Genomic DNA, 16,933 nt, shown 5'->3' with positions numbered 1-16,933 from the left:
TCCCGAGAGCTTGACTCTCCTTAAGGCACCATCAAGACTAGGTGGTTGATAGGCGCGGTGTGGAAGTGCAGCAATGCATTGAGCTTACGCGTACTAATGAGCCGTGAGGCTTGACCATATAACCCCAAGACGCTTCACCGTCTTAATACAATCCTCCGGTCGTTCCCGGACGCTTGTCACTCGTTTACATCCCTCTGTGGAGCCGGCGCACCTGCGCTGCTCCCACCCCTTCCCTGGCGGCCATAGCGGCGTGGTACCACCTGATCCCATCCCGAACTCAGAAGTGAAACGCGCATGCGCCGATGGTAGTGTGGCTCAAGCCATGCAAGAGTAGGTCACCGCCAGGGGCTTTATCCAAGAAGGCCTCCCCGATCGGGGAGGCCTTCGTCTTTTCCGCTGTTGCTGTCGTGCCCGGAGGGCACGCACTGCAACAGGTCACCGCCAGGGGCTTTATCCCAAAAACCCGGTCTCAATGAGGCCGGGTTTTTTCTTTTGCGCTGTGGGAGCGGACCCGGCCGCGACCGCTTCTCGCCGAACGCCGCAGGTCCTGCGTCGCCTCGCGACGAGCCGTCGCGCCCAGGTGCGCTCCCACAGGCCGCCGTGTCGCGCGCTTGTGTAGGAGCGGACCTGGCCGCGACCGCTCCTCGCCGCACGCCGCAGGTCCTGCGGTCACGGGTATCGCGACAGCCATCGTCCTCAACGCCGCGCCCACGGCGCTACCGTGCCGATCTTTCCCAGCGAATCCGCTACAGTAGGCCCATGTATCTACAGACATTCGGACTTCGCGAGCCGCCGTTCGGCGACGCACCGGATCCGCGCTTCGCGTGCCTGTTCGCACGTGAGCGGGAGATCCTGGCGCACGTGGAATACGAGGTGGGTGCGGGAACCTCCAGTGTCACGCTGATCACCGGCGATGCTGGCGTGGGTAAGACGCTGTCGTGCCTGCTGATTGAAGCCGATGCGCCGAATCACGGTGTCCGCGCCGTGCGTCATGGCGCCGGCGACTATGCGCTCGAGACCGTCGCCTGGCTCCGTTCGCTGTACGCCGGTTTCGGGCTCCCGCTGCCCCTGAGCGCCGATGCCAACACGCGCGAGCATCTCGTCGACGGGCTCGCCGCGGGTCTGGCGCGCCTGTCGCACCACGTCAATCACCGTTACCTCTGGATTCTCGACGACGCCGAAGTACTTGGCGACGACGATCTGTCCCTGGTCGAGCGGATTCTCAAGGCGAGCGAGAAAGCGGGCGCTCCGTTTCATGTGGTCCTCGCAGGCGAGTCGACCCTGCTGGAGCGCTTGTCCACGGACGGGGCGCCCACGATTTCGGCGCACATCCAGCGTCGTCTGAGCCTGCCGCCCCTGACCGATGAGGAAAGCGAGCGCTACGTCCGGCACCGCCTGCATGTCGCTGGCACGACGCAGATGCCCTTCAGCCGCCTCGGGCTGCGTAGCCTGCGCGACGACGGCAGAGGTAATCCCCGTCGTCTGAATACCCTGGCTCAGCGCGCCCTCGAGCGAGCGGCCGAGCGGGGCGAACAATCGATCGGCGAGCGCGCGCTGGGGTTCGTCGTGCGCGAAGCGTTGCCCGAGCACGCGCTCTACTGGATCCGGCGCTATCGCAAGGCGTTGCTGGCGGCCGCCGTGCTGGTCGCGATCATCGTCATCGGCGGCGCGGCGACCTGGTTCTTCACGGGCCACAGTCCTTCGCGGCCGAAGAGTCTCGTGACCGCCACGCCCGAGCAGGCACTCGCGAAGTTCCACGATGCGCTCCCCTTGCCCGACGTCGGCAAAGTCCGTGTCTGGGGTGAGCTCCTCGCCCGCTGGCAGGTGTCGTCCAAAGAGACGTCCGTCGCCAACGCCATCAACTGCGACGCCGTGATCTTCCCGGGCTTCGCATGCGTCAGTGGTCGGGGCTCGCTCGACCAGCTTCGGCGATTCGACCGGCCGATCGTGCTGGAGCTCGACGACGCCAACGCGAAGCAACAAGTGTTGCTGGTAGGCGCGGGCGACGAGGCGGTCCGGCTTTACCTCGGCGGGAAGTACGTCGAACTGACGCGTGAGGCCTTCGAACAGGTCTGGAACGGCCGCTTCTACGCCGTTTTCCGGGTGGATCCCGACATGCCCGGCAAGCTGTCGCGCGGCAGCAGTGGCGACGGGCTGGCATGGGCACTCGAGCGTTTGCCTCCGGACCCGGCGGCGGCATCCGGCACATCGCCGACGACGTTCGACCGTTCCGTGGAAACGCGCGTGCTGACGCTGCAGCGCCGTTTCGGCATCGCCGCCGATGGCGTGATCGGGCCGGAAACCATGTTCGCGTTGTCGTCCCTCGACACGAACGGACCACACCTCGCACGCGGCGTGCCCTGAGCATGTTCGTTCACGTCGACACGCGCCGGCGCTCGCGGTTGTGCTGGGCGACGATACTCGTGGTGATCGTCTGCGTGGTCAGCTTCGTCGCGCTCGCACTGAGCAGTCGCGACGAGCGAACGGCGTTCATGCTCCGGTGGGGTACGGTCCCCGCCCATCTGTTCGGCACGGGCCTGCCGCTGTGGGAGCAGATCAGCGACCCGGCATTGCTGCGGCTCTTCACGGCGACATTCATCCATGCCGGCTGGCTGCACCTGCTCAGCAACCTGCTCTTCCTCGTCATCTTCAGCCTCCCGGCCGAGCGTAGCCTTGGCTCGCCGCGCTTCCTGCTCCTGTTCCTGCTTGGCGGCGTGGTGGGCAACCTGATCGGTGCGATTTCCCTGACCGGCGCGCGGGTCGCGATCATCGGTTGCAGTGGCGCGGTATCGGCGGTGGTCGGAGCCTACGTGACCCTGTTCCCGCGCACCCGCCTCGGTCTCGTGTTGCCGCTCGGGTTGTATCTCGAGTTCGTGCGCGTCCCCGCCTTCGTGCTCATCGGCATCTGGGCGCTGGTGCAGTTGCTCTTCAGCTACGCGGGAGCCAGCTATGGCGCCGTCGTCTGGTGGACCCACATCGGCGGCTTCGTCTTCGGCATCGTCTTCGCGTTGTTCTCGCGCGGGGCGATCGCCCGGCGGCTACGCGGCTGACGTCTCGCGCCGCGCGAGGAGGTGCTCGCGCACGAAGAAGCGAAGAAGGCTCGTCGCGACCGGCGTCGGCGCGACGCTCGCGAGCAAGCGGTCGGGGCATTGGCCTTCGTCCCGCAACGCGTCGTGCTTTCGGCGGATGTACGCGCGCATCACTTCCGCGGAAAACTCCGGATGGAACTGCGTGCTCAGCGCGTGCGTCCCGTAGCGCACGAGATGGTTGGGATCGCGATCCGATCCGGCGAGGGTGCGTGCGCCGGGAGGCAGTTCCAGCACGCTCTGCTCGTGCGTCGCGTGGGCACCGAACGTCGCCGGCAGGCCGGCACCCAGCACATCCGAGCTGGCGGCATCCTGTGTCGTCAGTGTCACCGTACCCATCTCGCGGCCGCCGCTCAGGTAGTCGACGCGGCCACCGAGGGCGTGCGACATCAGCTGGTGGCCGTAGCAGACGCCCAGCATCGGCAAGTCGACGTCCATCGCATCGCGTATCCATCCCGCGGTGCGCTCGCTCCAGGGAAGTTTTTCCGTGACCATCGAGGCCGACCCCGTGATCACCGCGCCGGCGCATTCGTCCGGATCGGGGAGGGAGTCGCCGTGCTGCACATCCACCACGCGCAGATGAACGTCGCGAAGGCGGAGGCCGAGCCGGAACCAGCGGGGAAAATCACCATGGCGTCCCGCGATGACGTCGGGTGCGCGACCGGTGCGAACGATGAGGACGGGCTTCATGACGTACTGTTTTCTTCGATCTCGGTGGGCGGGAGCACGTTGAGGACTTCGCGCACGGTGGTCAGTCCGGCCGCGACCTGCATCGCCGCCGATATCCGCAGCGGCTTCATGCCTTCCTTCAGGGCGGCGGCACCAAAGCGTCCGAGGTCGAGGTCCGCGGCGATCAGCGCACGCAAACGTCCCGACATCGGCATCATCTCGTACACGCCCGTGCGGCCGAGGAAGCCGGTTTTGCGACACTCGAGGCATCCGACGGCCTCGTACACGCGGTCGGGTACCGGCACGTCCCACCCATGTGTGAGCACCCGCCATGCCTCCGGGTCCTGCGTCGCCACCGTCTTGCAGTGCGGACACAGCGTGCGCACCAGGCGCTGGGCCACCACGCCGGTCAGCGTCGACTGGATGAGGTAATGCGGCACGCCCAGGTCGAGCAGGCGGGTGACCGCGCTCGGCGAATCGTTGGTGTGCAGCGTCGACAGCACGAGGTGACCGGTGAGCGACGCCTGGACCGCCATCTGCGCGGTCTCGAGATCGCGGATCTCGCCGATCATGATGATGTCCGGGTCCTGGCGCAGAAGCGTGCGGACGCCCGCGGCGAAGTCGAGGTCGATCGCCGGCTGCACCTGCATCTGGTTGAGGTCCGGGGACACCATCTCGATGGGGTCTTCCACGGTGCAGACGTTGAGTTCCGGCCGCGCCAGGTGCTTCAGCGTGGAGTACAGCGTGGTCGTCTTGCCGGAGCCTGTCGGCCCGGTGACCAGCACGATGCCGTGCGGCCGCTCGACCATGCCGCGCCAGATCGCATCCTCGTCGGGCGAGAAGCCGAGCTGGGCGAAGTCCTTCATCACGAGATCGGGATCGAAGATTCGCATCACGACCTTCTCCCCGAACGCCGTCGGCATCGTGGAGATACGCAGCTCGACCTCACGCCCGCCGGCCGAACGCGTCTTGATGCGGCCATCCTGCGGCCGGCGCTTCTCGGCGACGTCCATGCGCGCGAGGATCTTCACGCGCGCCGTGACCGCCGCCATCACCGGCGGCGGCAGTTCGAACACCTTCTGCATCACGCCGTCGATGCGGAAGCGCATCTGTCCGGCGTCGCGGCGGGGTTCGAGGTGGATGTCCGACGCGCGCTGTTCGAACGCGTACTGCAGCAACCAGTCGACGATGTGGACGACATGGCGATCGTCCGCGCCGACTTCGCCGGTCTTGCCCAGTTCGACGAGCTGTTCGAAGTTGATGATCTTCGAAGGTTCGTTACCCTTCGCGTCCTGCGCGAGCTGGATCGATCGCTGCACCCCGTAGAACTCGAGCAGGTAGCGATTGATGTCGATCGGATTCGAGACGACGCGGCGGACGTCGCGGCGGAGCATGTGGGCGAGGTCGTTCGCCCAGCCGGTGTCGAAGGGCTCCGCGGTGGCGAAGGTGACCTCGGAGGGCGACGCCGCCACGGGCAGGATGCGGTGCCGCTGCGCGTATGCGCTGCTGACGGCCTGGGTCGCCTGCGCGACGTTCACCTTCATCGGGTCGATCTTCAGGTACGGCAGGCCGGCCTTGCCGGCGAGCCACTCCACGAGGGTCTCGAGGCTGAGCGGCCGGCCCGGATCGCGTCCGTTCTCCACCTTGCCGTTGGCGATGAGCACGAGGGGATGCAGCTCGATCGCCGATTTCCCGCTGCGCGAACCCAGGCGGACGCGCTTGGCGTCCTCGCCCGTGAGGTATCCGTCGACCACCAGCGAGGCAAGCACCTCGTCCAGTTCCAACCTGCCGCGGCGGCCCAGTAGCGCGCCGTTCTGCGGATTGACTGCCATTGACGTCCGACCCCGTGTGAATCCCACGCCGCTATACTAGCCCGCTTTCCAAAGGACCCGGGAACCATGTCCGCGCCCACTTTCCAAGACGTGATCCAGACCCTGAACCGCTACTGGGCGGAGCAGGGCTGCGTGCTGGTGCAGCCCCTCGACACCGAGGTCGGCGCGGGCACGTTCCACCCGGCAACCTTCCTGCGCGCTCTCGGACCGGAACCCTGGGCCGCCGCCTACGTGCAGCCCTGCCGCCGCCCGACCGACGGCCGCTACGGCGACAACCCGAACCGCCTGCAGCACTACTACCAGTACCAGGTGGTGCTGAAGCCGAATCCTGACGACATCCTGGAGCGCTACATCGGCTCCCTGAAGGCGCTCGGCATCGATCCGCTGGTGCACGACCTGCGCTTCGTGGAAGACAACTGGGAATCGCCGACGCTCGGCGCCTGGGGTCTCGGCTGGGAGGTCTGGCTCAACGGGATGGAGGTGACCCAGTTCACCTATTTCCAGCAGGCCGGCGGCCTGGAATGCCGGCCCGTCACGGGCGAGATCACGTACGGCCTCGAACGCCTCGTGATGTACCTGCAGAACGTCGACAGCATCTACGACATCGTCTGGACGCACGCGCCCCACGGCGTGGTGACCTATGGCGACGTGTTCCACCAGAACGAGGTGGAGCAGAGCACCTACAACTTCGAATACGCCAACGTTCCGGAGCTCTTCCACTGGTTCGACGTGTGCGAAGGCGAGGCCGTGAAGCTCATCGGCGCGGGCCTGCCGCTTCCCGCTTACGAGCAGGTCTGCAAGGCCAGCCATGCGTTCAACCTGCTCGACGCGCGCCGCGCCATCAGCGTGACGGAGCGCCAGCGCTTCATCCTGCGCGTGCGCACCCTGGCGCGTAGCGTCGCGGAGGCCTACGTCGCCCAGCGCGAGAAACTCGGGTTCCCCGGCCTGAAGAAAGACAAGGAGGCCGTCCATGGCCGATAAGCGACTGCCGCTCGTCATCGAGCTCGGCACCGAAGAACTGCCGCCGAAGGCGCTCGACGATCTCGCCGCCGCGTTCGCGCGCGGCGTCGTGGAAGGGCTGGAAAAGCGCGGCGTGGCTGGCGATTTCGCGGCGGCGAAGGCGTATGCCTCTCCGCGTCGCCTCGCCGTGCACATTCCCGACGTCGCGACCGCGCAGCCCGAACAGACGGTCGAGCGTCGCGGCCCCGCCGTCGCCGCCAGCGTCGGTCCCGACGGTGAGCCGGGCAAGGCGCTCGTGGGCTTCGCGCAATCCTGCGGGGTCGACGTCGCGGCGCTCGAGACGCTGGAAACCGACAAGGGCGCGTGGTTCGTGTACCGCGCCGTGAAGGCGGGGCAGCCGACCGCCGCGTTGCTGCCCGAGATCGTCACCGAGTCCCTCAAGGCCCTGCCGATCCCGAAGGCCATGCGCTGGGGCGACCGCGACGACACCTTCGTGCGTCCGGTGCACACGCTCCTGATGCTCCACGGTGCCGACATCGTCGAGGGCGAGATCCTCGGCCTGAAGAGCGGCCGGATCAGCAACGGCCACCGCTTCCACCATCCGCAGCCGGTGCATGTCGCCGATGCCGACAGCTGGCTCGACGCGCTGCGTGGCGCGCACGTCATCGCCGATCCGGCGGAGCGGCGCCGGCGCGTGCGCGACGAGGTGGCCCGCGTGGCCACTGGCGGCGTGCCGCGGCTGTCGGAAGCGCTGCTCGATGAAATCGCCAACCTCACCGAGTGGCCCGTCGCCATCGCCTGCACCTTCGAGCGCGAGTTCCTCGACGTGCCGCCGGAGGCGCTCGTGACCACGATGGAAACGAACCAGAAGTTCGTGCCCGTGTTCGATGCCGATGGCCGCCTGACGGAACATTTCATCGGTGTGGCCAACATCGAGAGCCGCGACCCGGCGGAGATCCGCAAAGGCTACGAGCGCGTGATCCGTCCGCGTTTCGCCGACGCGAAGTTCTTCTGGGACGCCGATCTCAAGACGCCGCTGGCCGATCTGCAGGAGGGCCTGAAGACGGTCACCTACCAGCAGTCGCTCGGCAGCCTGTGGGACAAGACCGTTCGCGTCGCCGAGCTCGCGCGCGTGGTCGCCAACCGCGTCGGTGTCGACGCCGGGCAGGCCACCCACGCCGCCGCGCTCGCGAAGTGCGACCTGCTCACCCGCATGGTCGGTGAATTCCCGGAGCTGCAGGGCGTGATGGGTCGCTACTACGCGACGCGCCAGGGCATCGCGACCGAGGTCGCCGACGCCCTCGACAGCTTCTACCAGCCGCGCTTCGGTGGCGACGCGATCGCCGCGGGCAAGGTCGGCCAGGTGCTGGCCGTGGCCGAACGCCTCGACACGCTGGCGGGCATCTTCGCCGTGGGCCTGAAGCCCAGCGGCAACAAGGACCCCTTCGCGCTGCGCCGCGCCGCGCTCGGCCTGGCCCGTACGCTGATCGAGGGCGGCATCGACATCGACCTGCGCGCCGCACTCACCGAGGCTTTCGATCTCGTGCCGGAGGCCGCCCTCGTGGCCGGCGTGAAGCCGGGCAAGGACGGCAAGGCGCCGCCCGTCGACATCGGCGCCCGCCGCCGCGAACTCGGCGACGAGGTGCACGGCTTCGTGCTCGAGCGCCTGCGTGGCTATTACGCCGATCAGGGCTTCTCGCCCGATCAGTTCGAATCGGTGCTGGCCGTGGCGCCCGCCACGCTGCCCGACTTCGACCAGCGGCTTCGCGCCGTGGGCGAGTTCGCTCGCCGCCCGGAGGCGGCGAGCCTCGCGGCCGCGAACAAGCGCGTCGCCAACATCCTGCGCAAGCAGGCCGAGGAAGCCGGCGCGCCCGCCATTCCCGGCACGGTCGATCCGGCGCACTTCGAAGTCGATGCCGAGCGCGAACTGCATGCCGCGCTGGATGCCGCCCGTGCGGAAACGCGGGGCCTGCTGGCCGCGCGCGACTATACCGGCACGCTCGCCCGCCTCGCGGCGCTACAGGCGCCCGTGGATCGCTTCTTCGACGACGTGCTGGTCAACGCGGAGAACCCGGCGGTGCGTGCGAACCGCCTGGCGCTGCTGGCGCAGCTGAAGGCCAGCTTCGGCGCTATCGCGGATATCTCGCGGCTTTGAGAGGCGAGCGGTGCCGGTTGTCCCGGCACCGCGGCTTCGCGGAAACCTTCAGGCCGCCGCCGCGCCCGGCTCGCTCTGCACGCGGCCGACGACCGTGCGCCGGAACGCGACGATGCGGTCCGCGTAGTCGGCGTCGCCCGAACGGCCGAGGATCGCATACATCTCCGCCACGAGGTCCGCATGCCGGACGGGCGAGAACCGGCTTCCCGCCATCTCGATGTCGGACTGCAGCAGCTTCATCGCGGCCGCGAGGCGCGACGCGTCGAGCGTGCCGGCCTGCGCCGGGCCGCCGCTGCGCTCACGCGATTCGGACGTATCGGTACGCGCGACATCTTCGCTCGAACCGTCGAGGATCATCGGTCCCTCGCCGGCGGCCAGCCAGACCAGCGACAGGCCCAGGGTCTTGGCCATCGTGACGCAACGGCCGCGCGACGGGTCGGTGTTGCCGTCGCGCCAGCTACGGACCACGCCCTCCGAGAACCCGCAGCGGCGGGCGATCTCGCTGACGCTGCCGGACATCTTGATCACCGCCCGTACGCGGGTCGCGAACGATGAAGGCTGGGCGGAGCCATCGTGGGGCCGGACGTCCATGCCGCCGCTGGCGGCGTCGGCCAGGATGGAGCCCCGTGAGTTGTCATTCATGCGATGGAACCTCGTCATTCGGAAATCGCCCCCCGGCGTCTCGCGCACAACGCGCGACCCACGGCTTCGGTGTACAGGAATTTCCCTTCGAAAGCCTTTCGCTTGAGAAGTTTCGCAAACTTGCGGTGCGTCGCTTGCGATGAGGCTCGAAATTCATTCGATCGCGGCATCTTTACGGCTGATTCCATTAGGAATGTTTCCTAGGCCAGATTCGCACCTATGCCAAAGGTCATGGTTGGCGACCGCGTAAGTGCCTGCCATGCCGCACAATTTTGCGTATCCGCCGAACCTGTCGTGTAAGTCATTGCGAAAACAGGTTATCCAGGCGTGAAATTTGTGGTTGCCGAACCGCTAAACCTTACGTATATGTGAACGCATCCGCGCACGATCGCGGTGTGAGGGGTGCGTCCGTCCTGCCGGGACGGCGCATTGCAAGGGGAAAACGCAAAGACCGTTCACGCAAATCCTGGCTCTGCCAGGACGGGATCGGCTTGCCATAAATGGCATCGCATTTTGTTGCGATTCGTGACTTTTTCTAGGGGAGAGGTATTGATGAACTCGCGTAACCATCGGGCGACGACCTTCGGTCGCCGCACCGCACTGGCCCTCGCCATCAGCATGGGCGCCATCTCGGGCGGCGCGCTTGCCCAGTCGAACGTGACCGGTTCGATCTTCGGCCAGGCCAATCCGCAGCAGGGCACGACCGTCACCGTGACGAATCCGCAGACGGGTTTCTCGCGTTCGATTCCGGTCGATGCGAACGGTCGCTATCGCTTCAGCTCGCTCCAGCCGGGTACCTACAAGGTAACCCTGGAGAACAACGGCACGGTCGTCAGCACGCGCGACGACGTCGCGGTGACGATCTCGCAGGGCTCGGAAGTTTCCTTCGGTTCGCCGGCGTCGGCCACCGAAGCCAGCACGCTCGAGGGCGTGTCCGTCAGCGCCACGGCCATGCCGTCGATCGACGTGTCGTCGGTCGATACGCGCACGGTGCTCACGGCCGAGCAGCTCAACAAGCTGCCGATCACGCGCGACGTGCTCGCCGCCGCGCTGCTGGCGCCGGGCGTCATCGGCAACAACAGCTACAAGGATGCGCTCGGTAACCCGGTGCCCAGCTTCGGCGGTTCGGCGTCGTCCGAGAACGCGTACTTCATCAACGGCTACGCGGTCACCAACCCGCTGACCTCGATCGGCCTGACCCAGCTGCCGTTCGACGCGATCGACCAGCAGCAGGTGCTCCTCGGCGGATACGGCGCCGAATTCGGCCGCTCCACCGGCGGCGTCATCAACATCGTGACCAAGCGTGGTACCAACGAGTGGCACGGCGGCGTCTACACGATCTGGGAGCCGACCGGCACGCGCGCCAAGCCGCGTAACGCGAACTATGGCGATACCGGCTTCTATCCGGCTACCGACAAGACGCTCTACCAGTACTTCGCGGGCAACGAGTTCTGGCGCTCGACGGTGGGTGCCTATGTCAGCGGCCCGCTGATCAAGGACAAGCTGTTCTTCTACGTCGACGCCGAAATGAATCGTCGCGAGGGTGCGGGCATCGCTTCGAACCCGACCGCGGGCGCGATCACCTCGGTCGCTGGCCGCACCAACGGCTGGAACGAATACCGGTACAAGATCCCGCGCTGGTTGGCGAAGATCGACTGGAACATCACCGACGACCACCACATCGAACTGACCGGCGTTTCGGACAAGTCCGAGTACACCTCGGAAACGTACGCGTTCAACTACGCCACGCAGACGCACGGCACGACGCAGAACGGCGGTGTGTACACGAAGGACGGCGGCGACCTGTACATCGGCAAGTACACCGGCTACATCACCGACAACTTCACGGTGTCGGCCCTGTACGGCACGCAGAAGGTCAATCACGTCCAGACGCCGTACAACTACAACCCGGAATGCCCGCTGGTCACCGTCGCGAACAACGCGAATGCGCCGGGCATCGCCTACGGTAGCTGCCAGAGCACCTCGACGCTGGTCCGCGTCCCGGGCTCGAACGACAAGACCAACGGCTGGCGCGTCGACCTCGAGTACCGCCTCGGCGATCACGACATCCGCTTCGGTGCCGATCACCAGGAAGCGAAGTCGTTCACCGGCACGGCCCTCCCGGGCGGCTACAGCTGGAACTACAACGTCCAGAACGATCCGGACGATCCGATCGACGAAGGCCACGGCGTCGGCTCGCCTGCCTCGGCGGGCGGCCTGGGCACCCAGGGTTACTACGTCAATCGCAACTTCCAGACCGCCGTCGCCAAGGTGAAGACGGTTCAGGAATCGCAGTACCTCGAAGACCACTGGCAGCTGACCGATCGCTGGCTGATCTACGCCGGCCTGCGTAACGAACAGTTCAAGAACTACAACGGCGCCAACCAGGTCTACGCGAAGCAGCGCCACCAGCTCGCGCCGCGCCTCGGTGTGTCGTGGGACGTCTACGGCGACTCCACCCTGAAGCTCTACGCCAACGCCGGTCGTTACCACCTGGCGATGCCCAACAACGTCGCTGTGCGCGCCGCTTCGGGTTCGCTCGGCACGTCCGAGTACTTCACCTACACGGGCGTCGATCCGCGCACCGGTGCGCCGACCGGGCTCGTTCCGGTGGCGGTGGACCAGTCGGTGGGCTACACCTGCGGCGGCACCAACGCCGTGTCGGCCAACCTCGAGTGCGGCGTCGCACCGGATCCGCGCACGGTCGCGGCGAAGGGCCTCAAGTCGCATTACCAGGACGAGTACATCGCCGGTCTCGACCAGGCGATCACGCCGAGCCTGAACTGGGGCGCCAAGCTGACGTGGCGCCAGCTGCGCAGCGCGATCGACGATACCTGCACCCCCGCCCTCGGTGGCTCGTGCTTCCTGTTCAACCCCGGCACCGGCAACACGTTCCTGCAGCAGCAGGACGACGGTACGTTCGTCGCGCGCCATTACACGAAGGAAGAGCTGCAGCTCCCGGATCTGAAGCGCAAGTACTACGCCGTCGATCTGTACCTCGAGCATCCGTTCGCCAACAAGTGGTACGGCCGCATCGACTACACCTGGTCGCGTAGCTACGGCAACACGGAAGGTCAGCTGGCCTCGGATCTCGACACCGGTAACGGTGGCCAGGCCGACGTTTCGGTCACGCAGGACTGGGATCTCCCGCAGCTGATGGTGGGCGCGAACGGCAAGCTGCCGAACAATCGCACGCACCAGATCAAGGCCTTCGGCTACTACCAGATGACCGACGACCTGCGTTTCGGCGCCAACGTGAACATCGCGTCGGGCCGTCCGAAGAACTGCACGAGCTTCTATCCGACCCCGGATGCGGGCTTGTACAACGGCGCGTTCTACTACTGGTGCGGTCTCCCGGGCACGGCGGGCTACGAGCGTTCGCCGCGCGGTTCGCACGGCAGCACGCCGTGGACGTACATCGTCAATCTCAACGCGGCCTACACGCCGAGCTGGCTGGACAAGAACCTGACCTTCCAGATCGACGTGCTCAACGTCCTCAACAAGCAGACGCCGACCGCGTTCTATCCGCGCTACGCCTCGTCGCGCTCCACGGTCAGCCCGCTGTACGACCGCAAGCTGAACTTCACGGATCCGCGTACCGTCCGCTTCACCGCCCGCTACGACTTCTGATCGGGCAAGCAAGACACGAAAGTTCGTAAAACAAGAAGAGTCCCGGGGTGGTGTTCCACCCCGCGGGCGACAAAAAAGCTCTCCCCAGATCGCCCTCGGCCGCCCGGTCGGGGGCTTTTTTTCTAGGAATGATTCCTAGGCCGAATTCGCTCTCGTCGGCGTTCCCGAAACTTGTTGCATGCGTAAGTGTTTGTGACGAACCACGATTCACGCGCGGCGCAGCGATGCTGTCACGCAAATAGCTGCGTCGACAAGTAAAGTTTCCGTGAAAAATGCGTATTGCGAATATGTGACCGCTTTCGTATATGTGATGCAGGCCACGTCACCCGTGGCATTTCGGGGGCGGGATCCTTTCACGGATACCGTTGTTTTGAGGGACCTTTTCAGTACCGAACCGTAAGCAAACCTGGCGCAGGCCGGGGCGGGTTCGGCTTGCCGGAAATCGCCCGTTTGGCGATGCGGTATTTTTCTCGGGGAGAAGCAACATGAGTTCGCGTCAATATCGATCCGCGCTGGGGCGCCGGACTGCTCTGGCCATGGCCATCGGCCTCGTCACCATGTCGGGCGCGGTCTTCGCGCAGTCCACGGTCGGCCGCATCACCGGTCAGGCCCAGTCGGGCGACACCGTCACCGTGACGAGCAACACCGGCGTGACCCGCTCGACCACGGTCGATCCGTCGGGCAAGTACACGGTCGACAACCTGCAGACGGGTACCTACAAGGTTTCGGTCAGCCGCGGCGGTGCCGTGGTCGACTCGCGTGACAACGTCGGCATTGTCGTCGGCGCCGGTACCACCGTGAATTTCGCTGGCGCCACCACGGCCGCCGACACCTCGAATCTCGAAGGCGTGACCGTCTCGGCCAACGCGCTGCCGTCGATCGACGTGTCCACCGTCGATTCGCGCACCGTCATCACGTCCGAGCAGCTCGCCAAGCTGCCGCTGGCGCGCACCGCCGAAGCCATCGCGCTGCTCGCGCCGGGCGCCGTGGCGGGTAGCTCGTTCTTCGTCGGCCCGACCGGCAACCCGCTCGTTTCGATCGCGGGTAGCGCGGTCACCGAGAACGCGTACTACATCAACGGCTTCAACACGACCGATCCGCTCAGCGGCTTCGGCGGCATCACGCTGCCGTACGGCGCGATCGACCAGCAGGAAGTGCTGGCCGGCGGCTACGGCGCGGCGTACGGCCGTTCGTCGGGCGGCGTCATCAGCCAGGTCGGTAAGCGCGGCACGAACGAATGGCACTTCGGTGGCCAGGTGCTGTGGGAGCCGAAGGGCGCGAAGGCCAGCCCGAACAACTACTACCGCAAGTACGGCCCGCTCGCGGGTCAGGTCTACGATGACAACAAGGACGACAAGTTCTGGCGTACCACGTATTCCGCCTACGCGGGCGGTCCGCTGATCAAGGACACCCTCTACGTCTTCCTCGCCGCCGAGCAGGAGCGTCGCCAGGGTGACGTCACCACCAGCGTCGCGGCACCGTTCGTCTACAAGCAGAACTACCGCAATCCGAAGTACTACGCGAAGATCGACTGGAACATCAACGACAGCAACATCCTTGAATTGACCGGTGCGTCGAACAAGCAGAACTACGACGCTTCGATCTACGATTTCGACTACGCCACGCACACCCGCGGCGATTATGTTGGCAAGGACACGGCTGGCGCACCGCAGAACAAGTCCGGTGCGGACGTCTACAGCGCCAAGTTCACGAGCTACATCACCGATGACCTGACGCTGACCGCCCTCTACGGCAAGATGAAGGGCACGTACTACACCGCGACGTCGAATTCGACGCTGCCGGCGATCCTCCAGGCCACGCAGCAGGATCCCCTGCTGACCGGCGGCGGCGCCATCAGCAACGAGAACCCGTCCGCGCAGGTCGCCGATCCGCGCCACAAGTCGACCAACACCAACCTGCGCATCGACCTGAGCTATCGCGCCGGCGATCACACGATCACCGCCGGTATCGATAACCAGAAGGTGCTCGACAAGAACGACGGCATCACCACCTCGGGCCCGGGTTATGCCTGGGAATACACCAAGGGCACGCCGGGCACGCCGATCATCGGTCGCAACCCGACCGACGCGGCTTATGTCGCACCGCCGGGTGGCCGCGGCTACTACGTGGCCCGTTACGTCTACAGCACCGCCGCCTCGGTGCGCACGACGCAGCGCGCCCAGTACATCGAAGACTCTTGGCAGGTCGACGACCGCTGGTTGGTGAAGCTGGGTCTGCGTAACGACCAGTTCACGAACTACAACCAGAACGGCGAGCCGTACCTCCGCCTGACCACGCCGCAGTGGGCGCCGCGCCTCGGCGCCACCTGGGACGTCAACGGCGACTCGAGCCTGAAGATCTACGCCAACGCCGGCCGTTACTTCCTCGCGCTGCCGGCGTCCGTCGCCCTGCGTTCCGCCGGTGCGTCGCTCTACACCCGTGAATACTTCAACTACACGGGCATCGACGCGAACGGCATCCCGACGGGCCTGACTCCGATCTTCAGCAGCACGGGCGGCCCGATCTCGGCCAACCGCGAGTACGGCATCCCGCGCGACCCGAAGACCGCCGCCGGTACCAACATCAAGTCGCAGTACCAGGATGAGTTCATCCTCGGCTTCGACGCGGCGTTGACCGACAAGTGGACCTACGGCGCGAAGGCGACCGTGCGCAAGCTGCGCAACGCGATCGACGACGTCGGCGACGCCGGCGCCATCGAAGCGAAGATGATCCGTCAGGGTATCGACCCCGACACCATCGGCGACATCCAGGGCAGCTACCTGTTCAATCCGGGGCGCGCCAACACGTTCCTCGTCCCGAACACCAACGGCGGCTACTACAGCGTCGACATGAACAACGAGGACTTCGGGTTCCCGCACAGCAAGCGTAATTACTACGGCCTCGAGCTGTACCTCGATCACGCGTGGGACGGCAAGTACCAGGTCCGCTTCGACTACGTCTACTCGAAGAGCTACGGCAACTCGGAAGGCCAGGTTCGTTCGGACATCCGTCAGGACACGGTCTCCGCGACGGTCGACTGGGATTACGCCGAAGTCATGCAGTACGCCAACGGCGAACTGGCCAACACGCGCAAGCACCAGTTCAAGATCTACGGCTCGTACCAGATCGCTCCGGAATGGCTCGCCTCGGCGAACGTCCTGATCTCGTCCGGCGCGCCGAAGAGCTGCCTTGGCTTCTACGGTCCGGATGAAACGAATCCGAACCTCGGTTATGGCTCGTACTACCACTGGTGCGACGGCCAGCCGTCGCCCCCGGGCAAGGCGGGTCACAATCCTTGGACGTACATCGCGACGGGCTCGATCGAATACCGCCCGACGTGGGCCGACAGCAAGCTCGGTTTCAACGTGACGGTGTTCAACATCTTCAACCAGCGCAAGGAGACGCAGGTTTACCCGATCCACGGTGCCTCCGATTCCATCAACCCGCGCTACGGCATCCCGCTGTATCAGACGACTCCGCGTTATGCCCGCGTCGGCATCACGTACGACTTCTGATCGGGAAGCTCGCAGAACGTAGGTAAGCAGCTACAAGAAGAAAGGTCGGCGGCGGGGAAGGGAGGCCTCCCGCCGGCAAAGGCATCCATGCCTCCCCAGATCGCCCTCGCCCCTGCGGACGAGGGCGCTTTTTTGACGGAACTGTTTCAATTCTAAGTAAAAATCCCTGATATTCAGGGAATTGCTCCCGCCTCTGGAGCCGATATGGCGTTAGAAAAAACGCCGATCCCGTGTAAATAATTTGTTGACACGGTGGTCGGCGTACGCCTATGTTCGGCGTCGACGATGCTGAGTTCCCCTTTCCTGCACCACTTGAAAGGCTGGCGTTCAGCGAAGTCCAAGGCTTGTCGGGAGCGTTTCCTGAAGGGTGGTGCCGCGGCTCTGGGAGGAGTCCGTCGCCGGTTGGTCCCCCAAGAACACGCGAACCGAGGAAGCCACTTTTTT

Annotated in this window: 9 protein-coding genes and 2 rRNA genes; 8 read left to right on the top strand and 3 right to left on the bottom strand. The window is 65.7% G+C overall.

The features are described from left to right. The 4 genes from BMY69_RS15830 to BMY69_RS15815 form a co-directional block, all read left to right on the top strand. Nucleotides 1-118, top strand: a 23S ribosomal RNA gene (locus BMY69_RS15830); the annotation flags it as partial. A gap of 114 nt (nucleotides 119-232) precedes the next feature. Beyond that, nucleotides 233-347 (top strand): 5S ribosomal RNA (gene rrf, locus BMY69_RS15825). A gap of 412 nt (nucleotides 348-759) precedes the next feature. Continuing rightward, nucleotides 760-2,364 carry an ExeA family protein gene (locus tag BMY69_RS15820; protein ID WP_090179998.1) on the top strand — a complete coding sequence of 535 codons (1,605 nt, stop codon included), beginning with the start codon at nucleotides 760-762 and terminating at the stop codon, nucleotides 2,362-2,364. Nucleotides 2,365-2,366: 2 nt separating this feature from the next. After that, complete coding sequence (locus tag BMY69_RS15815; protein ID WP_090057817.1) at nucleotides 2,367-3,050, top strand: rhomboid family intramembrane serine protease; 684 nt, start codon at nucleotides 2,367-2,369, stop codon at nucleotides 3,048-3,050. Here the strand turns inward: BMY69_RS15815 and BMY69_RS15810 are convergent. After that, complete coding sequence (locus BMY69_RS15810) at nucleotides 3,039-3,776, bottom strand: glutamine amidotransferase (protein ID WP_090179995.1); 738 nt, start codon at nucleotides 3,774-3,776, stop codon at nucleotides 3,039-3,041. The two genes, BMY69_RS15815 and BMY69_RS15810, sit on opposite strands and share 12 nt — an antisense overlap. Further along, complete coding sequence (locus BMY69_RS15805; protein WP_090179993.1) at nucleotides 3,773-5,587, bottom strand: type IV pilus assembly ATPase TfpB; 1,815 nt, start codon at nucleotides 5,585-5,587, stop codon at nucleotides 3,773-3,775. Before BMY69_RS15805 ends, BMY69_RS15810 begins: the two co-directional genes overlap by 4 nt. 66 nt (nucleotides 5,588-5,653) lie before the next feature. On the opposite strand from BMY69_RS15805, the gene glyQ reads away from it, so the two are divergent. Continuing rightward, complete coding sequence (glyQ, locus tag BMY69_RS15800) at nucleotides 5,654-6,568, top strand: glycine--tRNA ligase subunit alpha (RefSeq protein ID WP_090057809.1); 915 nt, start codon at nucleotides 5,654-5,656, stop codon at nucleotides 6,566-6,568. After that, entirely contained in the window at nucleotides 6,558-8,702 is a 2,145-nt protein-coding gene (glyS, locus tag BMY69_RS15795; protein ID WP_090179990.1) for a glycine--tRNA ligase subunit beta, read from the top strand. Before glyQ ends, glyS begins: the two co-directional genes overlap by 11 nt. 48 nt (nucleotides 8,703-8,750) lie before the next feature. On the opposite strand, the gene BMY69_RS15790 is transcribed toward glyS, so the two are convergent. After that, a complete protein-coding gene (locus tag BMY69_RS15790; RefSeq protein ID WP_255364583.1) occupies nucleotides 8,751-9,344 on the bottom strand; it encodes a helix-turn-helix domain-containing protein in 594 nt (197 codons plus the stop codon). Nucleotides 9,345-9,896: 552 nt separating this feature from the next. Between BMY69_RS15790 and BMY69_RS15785 the strand changes: the two genes are divergently transcribed. Further along, nucleotides 9,897-12,974 carry a TonB-dependent receptor gene (locus tag BMY69_RS15785; RefSeq protein ID WP_090179988.1) on the top strand — a complete coding sequence of 1,026 codons (3,078 nt, stop codon included), beginning with the start codon at nucleotides 9,897-9,899 and terminating at the stop codon, nucleotides 12,972-12,974. Nucleotides 12,975-13,459: 485 nt separating this feature from the next. Then, nucleotides 13,460-16,489, top strand: a complete 3,030-nt coding sequence (locus tag BMY69_RS15780) for a TonB-dependent receptor (protein WP_090179985.1) — start codon at nucleotides 13,460-13,462, stop codon at nucleotides 16,487-16,489. Nucleotides 16,490-16,933: the final 444 nt, after the last annotated feature.

Origin of the sequence: Luteibacter sp. UNC138MFCol5.1, assembly GCF_900110505.1 — a bacterium.
Taxonomy (GTDB): domain Bacteria; phylum Pseudomonadota; class Gammaproteobacteria; order Xanthomonadales; family Rhodanobacteraceae; genus Luteibacter.
The sequence above is the reverse complement of the archived record's forward strand: the minus strand, read 5'-3'. Positions and strand labels throughout refer to the sequence as shown.